Below are 16,075 nucleotides of genomic sequence, written 5' to 3' on the forward strand. Positions count from 1 at the left end.
TAAAAAACACAATTAATAAATGCAATTTAAAATACTCATTATCATTAAAGAAAGTGATAAATGCTACAGGAACAGTGCTTCATACAAACCTAGGAAGATCACTTCTTAGTGAAAGTATAAAAGATGAGCTTTGGGAAGCGGCATCTAGATATTCAAACTTGGAATATGATATAGATAAAGGACAAAGGGGTTCAAGATATACCCATTTAACAGATACTATAAAACGATTGACTGGGGCTGAAGATGTATTAGTAGTTAACAATAATGCAGCAGCTGTACTACTGGTATTAAGCACTATGGCAAAAGGTGGGGAAGCTATAGTATCTAGAGGTGAGTTAGTTGAAGTTGGTGGTTCTTTTAGAATACCTAGCATAATGGCATTAAGTGGAGCTGAGTTAGTTGAGGTTGGTTCAACTAATAAAACTCATTTAAAGGATTATGAAGAATCAATAAATGAAAATACTAAAGTTCTTATGAAAGTTCACACAAGCAATTATAGAATACTTGGATTTACGCAAAGTGTGGATGTAGATGAATTATGTGAACTAGGCAAGAGACATGATTTACCTGTAATTGAGGATTTAGGGAGTGGTGTTTTCTTAGATATATCTAAGTATGGATTAAGCTATGAGCCAACAGTATTAGATTCTATTAGAAAAGGTGCAGATGTAGTTACTTTTAGTGGAGACAAGATGCTAGGCGGGCCTCAAGCGGGTATTATAGTTGGTAAAAAAGAATATATTGAAAAAATGAAAAAGAATCAACTTACAAGAGCTTTAAGAGTAGATAAACTAACTATATGTGCTTTAGAAGCTACTTTAAGAATGTACTTAGACGAAGAAAAAGCAAGAAAAGAAATTCCAACATTAAAAATGTTAACTTATACAATGAGTGAATTGGAAGAAAAAGCTAACAATTTATATGAAAAAATAAAACATTTAGATAAATATGCAAATATAACAATTGAAGATGGCTTATCTCAAGTTGGAGGTGGATCTATGCCTTTAGAGACTATAGATTCTAAAGTTATATCTATAACTCCTAAAAATATAAATGTTTCAACATTAGAAAAGAAACTTAGATTAAGTGATGCTCATATTATAGCTAGAGTTTATGATGATAAGTATGTATTAGATTCAAGAACTATATTTGAAGATGAATTTAAAATTGTAAAAAATGAATTAGAAAAAGCTTTAATAGGAGGTTAAACATGAAAAACGTAATAATAGGAACGGCTGGACATATAGACCACGGTAAAACCACTCTTATAAAAGCACTTACAGGAAGAGAAACAGACACATTAGCTGAAGAAAAGAAAAGAGGTATATCTATAAATTTAGGATTTACTTACTTTGACTTACCAAGTAATAAAAGAGCAGGGATTGTAGATGTTCCAGGACATGAAAAATTTATAAAAAACATGTTAGCAGGAGCATCTGGACTTGATATGGTTTTATTAGTTGTTGCAGCGGATGAAGGGGTTATGCCTCAAACTGTAGAACATATGGATATTTTAACATTTTTAAATATAAAAAAAGGAATGATAGTCTTAACTAAAAGTGACACTGTGGAAGAAGACTTCAGAGAGTTAGTAAAAGAGGATATAAGAGAAAAAGTTAAGGGAACATTTTTAGAAGATGCAGAAATTATAGAAGTAGATTCTATATCTAAAAAAGGTTTAGATAATCTTATCAACAAAATTGATAAAATGACTGATGAAATAGAAGATAAAAACTTAGAAACTCCAGCTAGACTTAATATAGATAGAGTATTTTCTATAAAGGGATTTGGTACAGTTGTAACGGGGACTTTAATAGAAGGTAAAATAAGTATAGATGATGACCTAGTAATATATCCAAAAGAACTTAAAACAAAGATAAGAAGTATACAAGTTCATGGAGAGGGTGTTGAAACAGCTTATGCTGGCCAAAGAACGGCTATAAATATATCTAATGTAAAGGTTGAAGAGATTAACAGGGGAGATGTGTTAGCATCACCTCATTCATTAGAAGAAGCAATGATGTTAGATGTTAGATTAAGCGTTGTTAAACATACAGATGCAGGGCTTAAACACTGGGATAGATTAAGACTTTACCATGGTACTAGAGAAATACTTTGTAGAGCAGTACCGTTAGAGGTAGAAGAAATAATGTCAGGAGAAAGTGGCTTAGTTCAACTTAGACTTGAAGAAAGCATAGTTGCAAAAAAAGGTGATAAGTTTGTCGTAAGAAGATATTCTCCTATGGAAACGATAGGGGGAGGCATAGTTATAGATACTAATCCAAGAAAACATAAGAGATTTGATACTAACGTAATAGAAGCTCTTAAAATAAAGGAAAAAGGAGAGCTTTCAGATATATTAGAAGCTTACTTAAAAAATAACTCTAGAAACTATCCTAATATAAAAGAAATTATGAGTTATAGTGGAGAGAGTGAAGATAATATAAAAAAATCATTAGAAAAGCTTATCGGACAAGATAAAGTTATATGTATAAACAATATGTACATGCATATAAACCAATATAACGCATTAAAAGAAAAAGCAGAAAGTGAACTTCAAACATACCATAAGAAGTTTAGATTAAGAGAGGGTATGTTAAAAGAAGAAGTTAGATCTAAAGTTGAAAGTAAATTTAAAACAAGAGATTTTGATGTTTTACTAGATTTATTTATAAATGATGAGCTTATAAAAGTTAATGGAAATTTTGTTTCACTAAAGAAATTTAATGTTATATTTAACGAAAAGCAAACAAAAATAAAAAATGAGATAGAGAAAATATTAAACAATGCAGGCCTAAATAATATTTATGAAATTGAAGATATAACTAACAATAAAAAAGAATACGAAGAAGTGTTAGAATCTTTAATTGGAAATACTGTTGTAAGAATTGAGGATAGTTATTTAATGTCTTCGAAAGTATATAACGATGCTAAAGAAAAGCTTATAACGTATTTAGAGGAAAATAAAGAAATAACTTTAGGTGATTATAGAGATTTAGTTAATTCAAGTAGAAAGAACTGCATGATAATATTAGAAGATTTTGATAGAAATAAGATTACAAAAAGAGTTGAAAATAAAAGAGTGTTATTTTAAAAAAAGTAAGTATTGATTAGTTTGTTAAATATATGGATGTTTCCTTCACACAAAGACCTAAAAAGAGCGGTCTTTAAGTGTTTCGGAAACATCCATATATCTAACTTTTAGTTAATGCTTACTTTTTTTAATTTTGAATGGTGAAGGTTGAGTCTTTAAGGTTAAATGAATCTTTAAGACCTGGAGTTAGGTATATTTTTTTATTTTTTGTTATAAATATTGCTTCTGTGTTTGGTAAAGATTCTATTAATTTAAGGCCTTCTTTAGTTCCAAGTGAAAAAACTGTAGTAGATAGTGCATCGCAATTCATTGAATTGTTTGAAACTATAGTTACACTACTAAGCTCATTTTCAACAGGATATCCAGCTTTAGGGCTTAATATATGGTGATAAATTTTCCCGTCTTTTTCTATATATCTTTCATAAATTCCTGATGTAACTACTGAGTTATCTGTTGTTGATATACTTCCTATAGCATTTCCTCTAGGTTTAGTTGGATCTTGAACTCCTATATTAAATTTATTTTTACCATCTTTAGATCCAATTGTAAAAATATTTCCGCCTAGGTTTACTATAGATCCTTCAATTTTTTGTTTTTTAAGATACTCAACTACTTTGTCAGCAGCGTAACCTTTAGCAATTCCACCTAAGTCTAACTTTGTACCTTCGTGTTTTAGCATTACGCTATTATTTTTCTCATCTAAAATTATATTTTTATAATTTATTGTAGGTAAAACTGAATTTATTTCATCTTGACTAGGAACTCTAGCTTTTTCATTTCCTATATTCCATAGTTGAACTAATGAACCAACTGAAACATCAAAATGTCCATCTGATAAATCTGAAAAGTGCAGAGCTGTTTTTATAACTTTAAAAGTATCTGGTGATACTCTAGTATAAGACTTACCAGCATTTTCATTAATTTTGTAAATATCACTAGATAATGTAGATGGATTCATTTTATTATCTATGTCTTTTATTATATTTTCACAATTATTTAAAATCTCATTAGCTTCTTTTTCATTAGATTTAGTATATAGTGTAACTTCATTAACAGTACCTAGGTAGTACATAGTTTTTGAATATGTATTAATTTTTTGCCTAAAGATTAAAAATGAAAATATAGCTAAAATTGCTAAAATTGCTATATAAAGTATAAGTTTTTTATTTTTCATGCTGTTTCCCCTTTATATTTATGATATATTTAATTATATTATAAATGCTTGGAGGCTAAAAATGAAGAAAAACGATTTTTTTCTTATTTTATCAGTTTTAATCATAATAGGAGTTTGGATAAGTTTTAGCTTTTTCAAAAACCAAGATAAAGGTGAAAAAATAGTTATATATTTAGATAATAAGGTATATAAGGAAATTCCTATTGATGCAACTGAAGATATAACTATAAAAACAGATTCTGGATTTAACAAGATTAAAATTCATGATAAAGGTGTTGAAGTCGTAGATGCATCATGCCCAGACAAAGTGTGTGTGAAAACTGGATTTATAGATAAGTCTAATAAAAATATAGTATGCATACCTAATAAGGTAAGTATAAAAATAATCAGTAATGAAAAAAATGATATAGACACAATAGCAAATTAAAAGTAGGTGAAGAAATGGTTAACATAGGAAACGATTGGGATGAAATATTAAAAGGTGAATTTGAAAAACCATATTATTTGAAATTAAGAGAGTTTTTAAAAGAGGAATATAAAAATAATATTATATATCCTGATATGCATGACATATTTAATGCATTGAAATATACATCATACAAAGATACTAAAGTACTAATCTTAGGTCAAGATCCTTATCATGGAGAAAATCAAGCTCATGGGCTTGCATTTTCGGTAAAGCCTGGAGTAAAAACACCTCCGTCTTTATTAAATATGTACAAAGAATTAAATTCAGAATTTGAATGCTTTATACCTAATAATGGATTTTTAGTTCCTTGGACAAAACAAGGTATATTACTATTAAATACAGCACTTACAGTTAGAGCTCATGAAGCAAACTCTCATAAAGGAAAAGGATGGGAGATTTTCACAGATCATATAATAGAGACTTTAAACTTAAGAGAAGATCCTGTAATATTTGTCCTATGGGGAAATAATGCAAGAAGTAAGAAAAAATTAATAGATACAAATAGACATTACATAATAGAATCTGCACATCCAAGTCCACTATCAGCTAGTAGAGGATTTTTTGGATCTAAACCATTTTCTCAGGTTAATGATATCTTAATTAAATTAGGAAAAGAGCCTATAGACTGGCAAATTCCAAATATATAAAATATATAATAAAAATAAAATCCTTTTAATATATGAAAGGATTTTATTTTTTAAGGTTAAAAAAATTAAAATTTAAAAAAATTAAAGTTAAATTATATAGAAAATTGTAAAAATATGAAAATGTTTGCTAAAAACAGTTGCATCAAAAAAATATATATGGTAATATAAGTTTGTAAGTGAGAGGACATCCCATATGGGGGTGGATGGGTGCTGGTGTGCCCTCTAGTCTTCAAAACTAGTATGAGGGGTTAAGAGCTTCTTGGGTGGGTTCGATTCCCACGCACTCCCGCCAATTAAATGAAAAGAACTTCTGTATAGAAGTTCTTTTTTTGATTTTAATAACTTAATTATCTGCAAGGTTTTCTTTTTGGCTCATTGTAAATTGTTTAAGGTCATTATCCCATATATATAATTCTTTTGAAACGTCTTTAGAAAAGGAATTATCATTTGATGAGATTGTTGAGACATATAGTATTTGGGGAGGGTAGTCGTCTAGAAAGTCCATACTTCCAGATACTTTAATTTTATCATTACTTTTTAAATCTATTTTTTCGAAATATAGATCTTTTTTTAGTTTAGATGAATACTTAAGGCCTTCTTGATAAAATATCTCTATAAATTTTTTATCATTTGAGTATGTAGTTTCATCTTCACAGTTTTGCTCAACTACTAAAAAATCTTTATAAAAATAAAATTCATTTATGTCGTCTAAATTATCTACAATTGAATCAAATGAGTAAGTATTATCTTTATTTTTTACATAAAATGATATAAAAGATTTATTTTGAGGCAATCTTATAGAGAATGCTATATAGTTATTTGGACCATTTTCTAAATTTTTATGAATATCGAGTTGCATATAATCTATATATCTTATAAAATCTTCTTTATTAGTATCTTTTAAAATCTGAACAATCAAATTATAATTATCGTTATTAGATAGGGATTCTATAATATCTGAATGGATATTATTTTTAGAAGAACTTACGTCGAGTATTAAAAGCAATGAAACTAATACATTTATTATAAGTATATAAAATAGAAAATTAATTAATTTTTTCAAAGCATCACCCCTATTTGTATAATCGATATTAAATTATATTCTTGCACATGAAAAAAATTACACAAGGAGATATTTAAAGCATGAACAAAAATTTTAAAACGAGAACAGGTCTTATAATCGGAAATGAAGGAATTGAAAAATTACAAAATTCAAATGTAATTGTATTTGGAGTTGGAGGAGTAGGAAGTTTTGCTGCAGAGGCTATAGCTAGAGCGGGTGTAGGCAAGATGACTATCGTAGACTTTGATGATGTAGACATAACTAATATAAATAGACAAATACCAGCACTTCACTCAACTGTAGGAAAATACAAAGTTGATGTTATGAAAGATAGAATTTTAGATATAAATCCAAATATAGATATAAAAGCAATAAAAGCAAAATATACAGCGGAAAATAGCGAAGAAATATTATGTGAAGAATATGATTATGTTATAGATGCTATAGATATGGTTACTTCTAAAATTCATTTGATCGAAACTTGTGTTAAAAAGAATTTAAATATAATAAGTTCTATGGGGATGGGAAATAAGTTAGATCCTACAAAAATAGTAGTTACGGATATATATAAAACTCAAATGTGTCCACTTGCTAAAGTTATGAGAAAAGAATTAAGAGATAGAAAAGTAAAAAAATTAAAAGTTGTATATTCAACAGAGCAACCTGTAGAGTTAAAAGAAAAAATTATGAATGGAAAGAAAATAACTCCAGGAAGTATATCGTTTGTACCTTCAGTAGGGGGGCTTACAATAGCATCTGTAGTAGTAAATGATTTAATAAAGTAAATTAAGTAAAAAGTGATTTTGGCTAGTGCTACATGTTAATGAATAATTTATCTCCATACAGGCTTTAAAATCTGGCCTGTAAATGTCGATTAAATTATCCATTAACATTTCGCTAAGTCTCAATCACTTTTTTTATTTACTTTACTATTTAGGTGGTGATGAGGTGGTTATGGTATTCCCGTCACTGTAAAAGGATAAGTGACCTTGTTTATCAGTTCTATAGACTTTTGTTTTTGTTTTTGATAAATTAAGAAGAGTTTCCTTATGTGGATGTCCGTATTCGTTATCATACCCACAAGATATAACTGCTACATCAGGAGTTATAGTGTTTATAAAATTTTCACCTGAAGAATTTTTACTACCGTGATGAGCAACTTTTAAAAAATTTATATTACTTAAGTTAAAACTATTTAATATTTCTTGTTCATTTTCTAATGTGCAGTCACCTGTAAATAAAAATGATTTTTTACCATAGTCTAATTTGAACACGATAGAGTTTGAATTATTATCTAAATGGGTATAAGAAGGATTTAAGACGGTTAATTTTATGTTATTGTCTAAATTTATGATATTTCCCTTTTGGAGGAATTGAGGATGAATATTTTTCATGCTACAAGATTGAATTAGATTGTAGTATGAATCACTATTTACTTCTTTATCTGGAAGATAAACTTTAGAAATTTCAAATTTATCAATAACAGCATCTAAGCTTCCTATATGGTCAGTATCTGGATGAGTAGCTATAACTAAATCTATGTTTTTTACTTTTTTAGATTTTAAAAACTTTTCTATAATGAGAGAGCTATCTTCATCGCCTCCATCAACTAATATATTAGTTTTATTTGGAGTTTGAATTAAGATACTGTCACCTTGACCTACATCTATCATATGTACTGATAGGAGCGTTTTTTTGCCACAACCAACCAAAAGTGTTATTATAATAAATGTTAAACATATGATTTTTTTCATTACATACTCCAATCATTACCTGTTTATATTGAATAAATAAAGATAATATTAATAAATAAAAACATTATTTATTAGTTTAGACTTTAAACTTAAAATTAATTCAAATGAACGGTAAAGTTGGGTATATAAATTAATATATAAGCATCAAAAGGAGAGTTATTTATGATTTTTAAAGAAATTGATATAAATGCATACGAAGAATTAAAACCTTTTTTCCATCATGTTGATTACGAAGCATGTGAATATTGTTTTACTACTTTATATATGTGGAGACATGTTTATAAAACTAGTTATTATGTAAATGATGATTTTGCTTTAATTGTTGGAGAATACGAAGGAGATAGATTTTCTGTACTTCCATTAGCTAAAAAAGATAAAATACATGAAGCTTTAGAGTTTATGGTTAATTACTTCAAACATGAAGATCACCAAATTTATTTAAGAGCTGTTACGAAAGATGTTGTTGAGTTACTTCAAAAAGATTATCCAGGTAAGTTTAAATATATAGAAGAAAGAGATTATTTTGACTATGTATATGATGCAGAGGCTCTAAGAACATTAAAGGGAAGAAAAAATCAAAAGAAAAGAAATCATCTAAATTATTTCTTAAAAGAATATGAAGGAAGATTTGAATATAAGAAATTAGGTAAAAAAGAGTTTGCCGATTGCATAGAACTTTTAAGAGCTTGGGCTAGTAATAAAGCTGAACAAGGCGATGTAGATGATGGAATAGATGATGAATTTATAGGAATTAAAAAAATATTTGATAATTATGATGTATTAGAAGAAGAAGTTAAAGTAGCTGGAGTATATATAGACAATAAGTTAGAAGCATTTACTATAGGTGAATATATAAATGAAGATATGGCACTTATTCATATTGAAAAAGCTAATCCAGAAATTAGAGGATTATACCAATATATAAATCAACAATTTTTAGTACATGAATTTGAAAATGTAGAGTTTGTAAATAGAGAAGAAGACCTAGGGATTGAAGGGCTTAGAAAAGCTAAGCTTTCATATCATCCATGTAAATTTGTAGAAAAGTATACGGTTATGGAGGCATAAAATGGATATAAGATATGCTAAGGGTGAAGATTTAGAGGATTTAAAAGATATTTGGAATTATTGTTTTGGAGATGAAGAATCATTTGTCGACTATTATTTTAACAACAAGTATAAGCCGGAAAATACTGTTATTGTTAAAGAAGATGATGAACTTAAATCTTCTCTTCAATTAAATCAATATAAAATAAAATTAAATGAAAAAGTTTACGATACATCATATGTGGTAGGTGTTTCTACGTTTCCAAATGCAAGAGGCAAAGGATACATGAAGGATATGATGGACTTTTCATTAAATGAACTTTATAAAAAAGGACAAGTAGTTTCGTTGCTTATGCCTATAGACTATAGATTATACAAAAAGTATGGATATGAGCATTGTTATGATCAACTAGAATATAAACTTGATATAGATGGTTTAAAACAATTTAAAATAAATGGAGATTTTGAAAAAATAAATGAAAGTCATATAGATTATATGATTGATATTTATAACGAGTTTGTATCTAAATGTAATGGATATGTTGTTAGAGATAAATTTTATTATGAAAATTTATTTAAAGAAATAGAATGTGAAAATGGTCATATTTACATACATAAAGATAATGAATATGATGGATATATAATATATTTCATTATGGGAGACACTATGTTTGTAAGAGAACTGTGTTATAAAAATATAAACTCTTTAAAGTCTATGTTAAAGTTTATTTTCAACCATAATACTCAATGTAAAAATATAAAAGTAATGTCTCCTATTACAGATAGTATAAGATTTATATTACCAAACTTAAAGGATAATGATATAAGTTTAAAACCATTTATGATGGGAAGAGTTATAAATGTTGAAAAATTCTTAAATGACATTTGCATAGAACATGAAGACGTAGATAGTGTATATATAAAAATTGATGATAATCAAATAAAAGAGAATGATGATGTTTTTGAAATTAACATTTCAAATAATAAAATAGTATCTAGAAAAAGCAATAGTGAAGCAGATTTTAAATTAAGCATAAATGATTTAAGTCAAATGGCTTTTGAGTATACTGATATAAATCAAATTTTATTTTTAGAAAATATTGAGGTAACAGATAAAAATAAAAAGGCAATAGACTTACTAAATTCTATATTTAATAAAAAAGAAAATTATATAAATGAATATGTATAAGGAAAAAGTACTTGCTTTTTCCTTTTTTGATTTAAAAAATTTTATATGTACATAATTTAGAAAAGTATGTCTAGGAGATTTTTTATGAGAAGGCCAATATTTATAGCGTTTTGTATAATGATAAGCATAAGCTTTATTGTTACAAGTTTTTATTCAAATGAAGATTATAAAAATGATAAAAATTATAATATAGAAATAGAAGGACTAGTTAAAAATAAAGTAAAGAAAAATAATTATGTCCAATATCATATTGAAGATTATTTAATAAATGATTATTCTAATAAAATAGAGATAAAGCCAGGTCAAATTATAAGCTTTAAAGGAAAGTTAAAAAAATATGAAAACTTTAAGGATGAAAAAATTGATTATAGCAGGTATCTAAAGAGCAAAGGGTATAAGGGTATTGTAGAAATAAATAATTATACAATTATTGGAGATAATTTTATTTATATCAAATTATTTAATATAAAAAATAAAATAAGTAAAACAATAAAGTATTTATATAAAGACAAATCTAAATTTTTAAATTCGATAATTTTAGGTGAAAAAGAAGGTATAGATTTAGAAGTAACTGAAATTTTTTCTAAAACTGGAGTAAGTCACATTTTAGCTTTATCAGGACTTCATGTAAGCATACTTATAACTATAATTGGGTTTAGCCTTGGTAAAATAAATAATTTGCTTAAATTTGCTTTTTTAGGTTTTATACTGTGGGGCTACAGTATTATGGTTGGACAATCCCCATCTATAATAAGAGCTATAGTTTGTAGCTTGATATCTTATTTGGCAATTTTTGTAGAAAAAAGGTCAGATAGTCTAAATAACCTGTCTATTGTAGGTATTTCCTTAATAATAAATAATCCATATGTGGTTTATAATATAAGTTTCCAATTGTCTTTTCTTGCAACATTGTCTATAATATACTTCTATGGTTATATAAATGAGAAAATAAAAGTTAAGATAATATCTCTTACTTTAGCGGCTAATATATTAACATCACCAATGGTATATTTATATTTTAATAATATATCTATTGTATTTATAGTTAGTAATATAATAGTTGTACCACTTTTAAGTATAATTATATACATTAGCATTTTAAGTGCTATAGTATTGCCGTTTAGTTTAATTTTAACTAAAATAATGGTTGGGATTAATGCAAGTATAATTGATTTTGTATATATAACATTAGAGTTTTTATATAATATAAAGGGAAGCTTTATTGAATTTGAAAATTCTAATAAAATTTTAGTTATTGCATATTACATTTTAGTAGTAATTTTTATGATATATAAAGAAATAAAAACGATAAAGGAGCAAAGAAATGAATTACAAGGATATCATCAAGAGCATGAACAACAACGAATTTAAAAATGTATATCTTTTTTATGGAAGAGAGTTTTATTTAATAGAAAATGTAATTAAAACTTGTAAAAAAAGTTTAAATGAAAGTATGATAGATTTTAACCTAGATATCCTTGATGGAAAAGAACTGACATTAGATCAAATTTTAAGCAATGCAGAAACACTTCCATTTATGGATGAGAGGAAAATTTTAATAATAAAAGATTTTGAATTACTAAAGGGAAAGAAAAAAAACTTTTCAGACAGTGATGAAAGTGAGCTTATAGAATATATTGAAAAAGTACCTAGCACAACGGTTATAGTTTTCTTAGTATATGGAGATGTAGACAAACGAAAAAGTTTAGTTAAAAAAATTAATAAAGTTGGAATAGTTAATCACTGTGATAAGTTAAGTGATATGGATTTATTCAAATGGGTAAAGAATAGATTCAAGCAAAATGAAGTATATATAAATGATTCTGAAATCATGTATTTTATAGAGCAAGAAGGATATAGAGATAAAAACAGTGAAAAGACATTATCTGATTTAGAAAATGAAATAAATAAAATAGCTTCATTTGTAGGCAAAGGAAATAATGTAACAAAAGCCATTATTGATAAATTATCTCAAAAGAAAGTTGAAAATGATATATTTAAACTAATTGATGAGATTGGAAATAAAAATTCATCACATGCAATGAAAATAGTAACGGATATGATTTTAGAAGGTGAATCTGTTCTTGGTATATTTGCTATGGTTTCAAAGCAATTTAAATTAGTGATGCAGGCAAGGCAATTACAAAATCAAGGGTATTCATCTAAAGTTATAGCTGAAAAATTATCAGCGCATCCATTTGTAGTTACTAAGGCCTTAAAGCAGGGTAGGCTATTTGATGATGAAGCTGTAGTTGATATGTTAAATTTTATATTAGAAAGTGATTTTAAAATAAAAAACGGACTAATGAAAGATAATTTAGCGGTAGAGATACTTGTAAGCAAGTATTGCCAATAAGGAATTGTTCAAATAGATTTAATATGTAGTTAGTTTTAGTATTATTTAAAAATTTATCCATATGAAACTTTGAAGATAATTAAAGTATAGGATGAATTCTTAAATAATACTTGGCTAGTTTACTATTAATCTAAAATTTGGATAATTCCTTATTTTTTACGCTTAAGGAAATTATACTTAATTAAATTTTGTGGGTAACTTATGTAACATAGTGATACAAATGTTTTGGTGAAAGTAAAAAATGACATTTTGAGCAACGGACGGAGTCGTTGGCGACATGAGCGAAGCGAATTTTTTATGTGTAGTTTTAAACTAAACAGAAAAAGACCCTTGATTAAAATCAAGGGTCAATATCTATTTTAAACGGGAATTAAGCGTTCATTCCGTTTAACTTTTGAGCTAACTTAGCTACTTTTCTAGCTGCAGCGTTCTTGTGTATAGTTCCTTTAGAAGCTACTTGAGATATTCTCTTTTGAGCGTATTGGAATCTAGCAGCAGCCTCTTCTCTGTTTCCTGCAGTAACAGCTTCTTCGAACTTTCTTATTGCAGTTTTTATTTGAGATTTTCTAGCTCTGTTTAAAGCAGTTTTCTTCTCGATAACTTTTATTCTTTTCTTTGCTGATTTTATGTTTGCCATCTGGTTCACCCCCTCGTGAGTAGTTTATATTATTCATCGTCAACATATTAGATTTTAACAGAAATAAATCTAAAAATCAAGGATAATTATTATTAACTTTTTTAATATCTTTCCATTTGACTTTTTAGATTATAACCCAAATCAAAATATTTTACAACCTACAAATTAATTATTCTAAAAAAAATTAAATTAAATTTATTTGGTTATAAAATTATAAAATTTGTTAACAATGTTTAGTATGATTAAATTTAAACTTTTAAAATGGAGGAAGTTTTATGATAAGTTTAAGAACTGATTTAGCTCTAGAAGCTAGAGAAATATATGAACAAGGTAATGATGGAAGTAATATACCTGGAGTTAAAATAGATACAAAAGAATTAGATGATTGTATTGTAACTAAAGTTGAAGTATTAGATGAGCAAGGATCTCAAATTATGAACAAGGGGATAGGGATTTACACAACTATAGAAAGTAAGTTAATGAAATATGATGATGATGAATCTAGAGAGCAGGTAATTGAATATTTAAAAGATGAATTAATAGATATACTTGGAACTGATAAAACTAAAAAGACGTTAGTTATAGGGCTTGGTAACTGGAATATAACATCAGATGCATTAGGACCTAAAGCTGTTTCTAAAACTCTAGTAACTAGACATATATTTAAAAACTACAACAAAGAATATGATGATGACTTTACAGAAGTTGCAGGTCTTAGTCCCGGGGTAATGGGAATTACAGGTATAGAGACAAGCGAGATAGTAAAATCAATAGTTGATATGATAAAGCCTGATAGAGTTATAGCAATAGATGCCCTAGCCTCAAGGAAAATGGAAAGAGTAAACTCTACGATACAAATTTCAACAGCTGGAATTTCACCTGGAGGAGGGGTTGGTAATAAACGAAAAGCATTAAATAAAGACTATTTAGGTGTAGACGTAATAGCGATAGGAGTTCCAACTGTAGTTGATGCTGCAACATTAACTAGTGATGTGCTTGACCTTGCAATTGATAATCTTATGGAACAATCCAAAGAAAGCAAAGATTTTTACAACATGTTAAAAGAGTTAAAAGAAGAAGAAAAATATCATTTTATAAGAGAATCACTAGAACCATATGATAAGAATTTAATAGTTACACCAAAAGATATAGATGATACGATTGAAAATCTAGCAGTAATAATAAGCGAAGGCTTAAATAGATCGCTTCATCCTGGGAGAATTGTAAATTAAGGAGGATATAATATGAGAAGAAAAGTTGCTAGTTTGAGCATTTTAACCTGTGTTATATGTGGGTTATGTTTTAAGACATCGTATGCACTAAATGAAGATGAGTTTTTAAAATTTCTTATAAATACAAGTTATCCAGAGACTAAGGTAGATACACCTAAATCTGAAAATGAAAATAAAGCAAGTAAAGCAGAAAATAAATCAGAAAAAAAATCTACAAAAAAAGATGATGAATTTGTAAAGATGTATGTAGGAGAAGAGAATGTTCCTAAAGTTGAGGATTCATCGAAAAAAGAAAAAACTACAGAAACAGCATCTACAAGCAGCAAATATGTAGATAATGTCTTAGTAACAAAAGACCAGCCTCAAATTCTTATATATCATACTCATGGAGGAGAAACGTATGTAAATTCTCCAACTGGAAACTATCACTCTTATGATAAAGAAAATGCTACACTGGAAATTGGAGCACTTTTAACTCAAGAATTAGATAAAAGAGGAAGATCTGTAGTTCACAATACTACTTATCATGATATGCCAGAGTTTACAGGGGCATATAGTAGAAGTTTAAAAACGATAGAAACAATGAAGACAAAATATAAAAGCATTGATGTAATAATAGATTTACATAGAGATGGTAGAGATATAGCAAGTGAAAAAGCTAAAAAAGATTTCCATGATGCATGTACGACTAAAATAAATGGAGAAAATATTGCTAAATTTTTATTTGTTGTAGGTGAAAAGAGTGAGAACTATTCTAACAATTTACAATTAGCAAAAGAAATTACAGCATTTGCTGAAAGTAAATACCCAGGAATAACAAGACCAGTAGTTAAAAAACCAAAAGCAAAATTCAACCAATATAAGTCAGACAAGCCATTGTTACTAGAAGTGGGAGGAAATGCAAATACTATAGAAGAAGCTCAAGCATCAGTTAAGTATATTGCAGAAGTAATAGATGAATTTTTAAAAGAAAAAGGTATGTAGGATAGAACTATGAGCCGAGCAGAACGTAAAAAAGAGGAAAAGATTAAAAAGCTATCTAGAAGGCCTATATATAGAGGAATATTTATATTAACTATGGTTTGTGTAATAAGTGGATGCATATTTTTAATAGATAAAGAGGCTACACTTATGATAGGAAAGATAGAGAAGTACAACATAGAAGTGTTTATAGAAAACTTAAATGGTTCATTTATGAAAACTGTAAAAGATGTAGAAGAAAAAATAAGCAAACTTAATAATTTTAAATAATATTAGGGTTATCTATACGATAACCCTAATATTATTTTAAGAACCTTTGTTTAAATTGTTGTATCAATATTTACATAATTGCGGATATATTATAAAATAAAAGTTATGATAATAATAAAAAGGAGGAATAAAAGGTGGACAGCAAACAAAGTAGAACGAGAA

The 16,075-nt window shown here is 27.3% G+C and carries 16 protein-coding genes and 1 tRNA gene; 13 read left to right on the forward strand and 4 right to left on the reverse strand.

What is annotated here, in order from left to right; genetic code table 11:
• The coding region (selA, locus tag ACRDDE_RS04820; protein ID WP_438625922.1) for an L-seryl-tRNA(Sec) selenium transferase at positions 1 to 1,208 on the forward strand (1,208 nt) is incomplete at its 5' end.
• A 2-nt stretch (positions 1,209 to 1,210) separates the two neighbouring features.
• Positions 1,211 to 3,094, forward strand: coding sequence for a selenocysteine-specific translation elongation factor (gene selB / locus ACRDDE_RS04825; protein ID WP_438625924.1), 1,884 nt, complete (start codon positions 1,211 to 1,213; stop codon positions 3,092 to 3,094).
• Positions 3,095 to 3,221: 127 nt separating this feature from the next.
• Here selB and ACRDDE_RS04830 read toward each other — a convergent pair whose 3' ends face one another.
• The gene (locus tag ACRDDE_RS04830) at positions 3,222 to 4,268 is read right to left on the reverse strand and encodes an FAD:protein FMN transferase (protein ID WP_438625926.1); all 1,047 of its coding nucleotides are present in this window, start codon (positions 4,266 to 4,268) and stop codon (positions 3,222 to 3,224) included.
• Positions 4,269 to 4,329: 61 nt separating this feature from the next.
• On the opposite strand from ACRDDE_RS04830, the gene ACRDDE_RS04835 reads away from it, so the two are divergent.
• The 3 genes from ACRDDE_RS04835 (at position 4,330) to ACRDDE_RS04845 (ending at position 5,676) form a co-directional block, all read left to right on the forward strand.
• A complete protein-coding gene (locus ACRDDE_RS04835) occupies positions 4,330 to 4,695 on the forward strand; it encodes a NusG domain II-containing protein (RefSeq protein WP_438625927.1) in 366 nt (121 codons plus the stop codon).
• 14 nt (positions 4,696 to 4,709) lie between these two features.
• The gene (locus ACRDDE_RS04840) at positions 4,710 to 5,384 is read left to right on the forward strand and encodes a uracil-DNA glycosylase (protein WP_278681693.1); all 675 of its coding nucleotides are present in this window, start codon (positions 4,710 to 4,712) and stop codon (positions 5,382 to 5,384) included.
• 195 nt (positions 5,385 to 5,579) lie between these two features.
• Positions 5,580 to 5,676, forward strand: a tRNA-Sec gene (locus tag ACRDDE_RS04845).
• 51 nt (positions 5,677 to 5,727) lie between these two features.
• On the opposite strand, the gene ACRDDE_RS04850 is transcribed toward ACRDDE_RS04845, so the two are convergent.
• Positions 5,728 to 6,447: a hypothetical protein gene (locus ACRDDE_RS04850; protein WP_038285024.1), complete on the reverse strand. Its 720-nt coding sequence runs from the start codon at positions 6,445 to 6,447 to the stop codon at positions 5,728 to 5,730.
• 80 nt (positions 6,448 to 6,527) lie between these two features.
• Between ACRDDE_RS04850 and ACRDDE_RS04855 the strand changes: the two genes are divergently transcribed.
• Entirely contained in the window at positions 6,528 to 7,232 is a 705-nt protein-coding gene (locus ACRDDE_RS04855) for a tRNA threonylcarbamoyladenosine dehydratase (protein WP_438625928.1), read from the forward strand.
• 144 nt (positions 7,233 to 7,376) lie between these two features.
• Here the strand turns inward: ACRDDE_RS04855 and ACRDDE_RS04860 are convergent, their stop codons facing one another.
• Positions 7,377 to 8,201, reverse strand: coding sequence for a ComEC/Rec2 family competence protein (locus ACRDDE_RS04860; protein WP_438625929.1), 825 nt, complete (start codon positions 8,199 to 8,201; stop codon positions 7,377 to 7,379).
• A gap of 162 nt (positions 8,202 to 8,363) precedes the next feature.
• On the opposite strand from ACRDDE_RS04860, the gene ACRDDE_RS04865 reads away from it, so the two are divergent.
• The 4 genes from ACRDDE_RS04865 to holA all read left to right on the forward strand — a co-directional run bounded on the left by ACRDDE_RS04865 (position 8,364) and on the right by holA (position 12,793).
• Positions 8,364 to 9,269 carry a DUF2156 domain-containing protein gene (locus ACRDDE_RS04865; RefSeq protein WP_220796760.1) on the forward strand — a complete coding sequence of 302 codons (906 nt, stop codon included), beginning with the start codon at positions 8,364 to 8,366 and terminating at the stop codon, positions 9,267 to 9,269.
• Position 9,270: 1 nt separating this feature from the next.
• Complete coding sequence (locus tag ACRDDE_RS04870; protein WP_438625930.1) at positions 9,271 to 10,437, forward strand: GNAT family N-acetyltransferase; 1,167 nt, start codon at positions 9,271 to 9,273, stop codon at positions 10,435 to 10,437.
• Positions 10,438 to 10,521: 84 nt separating this feature from the next.
• Complete coding sequence (locus tag ACRDDE_RS04875) at positions 10,522 to 11,808, forward strand: ComEC/Rec2 family competence protein (protein ID WP_438625931.1); 1,287 nt, start codon at positions 10,522 to 10,524, stop codon at positions 11,806 to 11,808.
• On the forward strand, positions 11,762 to 12,793 hold the full coding sequence (gene holA / locus ACRDDE_RS04880; RefSeq protein WP_438625933.1) for a DNA polymerase III subunit delta: 1,032 nt from the start codon (positions 11,762 to 11,764) through the stop codon (positions 12,791 to 12,793). Before ACRDDE_RS04875 ends, holA begins: the two co-directional genes overlap by 47 nt.
• A 370-nt stretch (positions 12,794 to 13,163) precedes the next feature.
• Here the strand turns inward: holA and rpsT are convergent, their stop codons facing one another.
• Complete coding sequence (rpsT, locus tag ACRDDE_RS04885) at positions 13,164 to 13,430, reverse strand: 30S ribosomal protein S20 (protein ID WP_021432084.1); 267 nt, start codon at positions 13,428 to 13,430, stop codon at positions 13,164 to 13,166.
• A gap of 275 nt (positions 13,431 to 13,705) precedes the next feature.
• Between rpsT and gpr the strand changes: the two genes are divergently transcribed.
• Genes gpr through ACRDDE_RS04900 form a run of 3 tightly spaced genes read left to right on the forward strand, consistent with a single transcriptional unit; the run spans position 13,706 to position 15,913 of the window.
• Complete coding sequence (gpr, locus tag ACRDDE_RS04890) at positions 13,706 to 14,662, forward strand: GPR endopeptidase (protein WP_438625935.1); 957 nt, start codon at positions 13,706 to 13,708, stop codon at positions 14,660 to 14,662.
• A gap of 12 nt (positions 14,663 to 14,674) precedes the next feature.
• Positions 14,675 to 15,646: a stage II sporulation protein P gene (spoIIP, locus tag ACRDDE_RS04895; protein ID WP_438625937.1), complete on the forward strand. Its 972-nt coding sequence runs from the start codon at positions 14,675 to 14,677 to the stop codon at positions 15,644 to 15,646.
• A gap of 9 nt (positions 15,647 to 15,655) precedes the next feature.
• Positions 15,656 to 15,913 carry a hypothetical protein gene (locus ACRDDE_RS04900; protein WP_438625939.1) on the forward strand — a complete coding sequence of 86 codons (258 nt, stop codon included), beginning with the start codon at positions 15,656 to 15,658 and terminating at the stop codon, positions 15,911 to 15,913.
• Positions 15,914 to 16,075 lie beyond the last annotated feature (162 nt).

It is taken from the genome of Paraclostridium sp., from assembly GCF_051656405.1.
Taxonomy (GTDB): Bacteria; Bacillota; Clostridia; order Peptostreptococcales; family Peptostreptococcaceae; genus Paraclostridium.

Bases quoted from the DNA above. Each gene is read 5' to 3' on its own strand.
- selB (WP_438625924.1), top strand. From the start codon at position 1,211: ATGAAAAACGTAATAATAGGAACGGCTGGACATATAGACCACGGTAAA.
- ACRDDE_RS04830 (WP_438625926.1), bottom strand. From the start codon at position 4,268: ATGAAAAATAAAAAACTTATACTTTATATAGCAATTTTAGCAATTTTA.
- ACRDDE_RS04835 (WP_438625927.1), top strand. From the start codon at position 4,330: ATGAAGAAAAACGATTTTTTTCTTATTTTATCAGTTTTAATCATAATA.
- ACRDDE_RS04840 (WP_278681693.1), top strand. From the start codon at position 4,710: ATGGTTAACATAGGAAACGATTGGGATGAAATATTAAAAGGTGAATTT.
- ACRDDE_RS04855 (WP_438625928.1), top strand. From the start codon at position 6,528: ATGAACAAAAATTTTAAAACGAGAACAGGTCTTATAATCGGAAATGAA.
- ACRDDE_RS04860 (WP_438625929.1), bottom strand. From the start codon at position 8,201: ATGAAAAAAATCATATGTTTAACATTTATTATAATAACACTTTTGGTT.
- ACRDDE_RS04865 (WP_220796760.1), top strand. From the start codon at position 8,364: ATGATTTTTAAAGAAATTGATATAAATGCATACGAAGAATTAAAACCT.
- ACRDDE_RS04870 (WP_438625930.1), top strand. From the start codon at position 9,271: ATGGATATAAGATATGCTAAGGGTGAAGATTTAGAGGATTTAAAAGAT.
- ACRDDE_RS04875 (WP_438625931.1), top strand. From the start codon at position 10,522: ATGAGAAGGCCAATATTTATAGCGTTTTGTATAATGATAAGCATAAGC.
- holA (WP_438625933.1), top strand. From the start codon at position 11,762: ATGAATTACAAGGATATCATCAAGAGCATGAACAACAACGAATTTAAA.
- rpsT (WP_021432084.1), bottom strand. From the start codon at position 13,430: ATGGCAAACATAAAATCAGCAAAGAAAAGAATAAAAGTTATCGAGAAG.
- gpr (WP_438625935.1), top strand. From the start codon at position 13,706: ATGATAAGTTTAAGAACTGATTTAGCTCTAGAAGCTAGAGAAATATAT.
- spoIIP (WP_438625937.1), top strand. From the start codon at position 14,675: ATGAGAAGAAAAGTTGCTAGTTTGAGCATTTTAACCTGTGTTATATGT.
- ACRDDE_RS04900 (WP_438625939.1), top strand. From the start codon at position 15,656: ATGAGCCGAGCAGAACGTAAAAAAGAGGAAAAGATTAAAAAGCTATCT.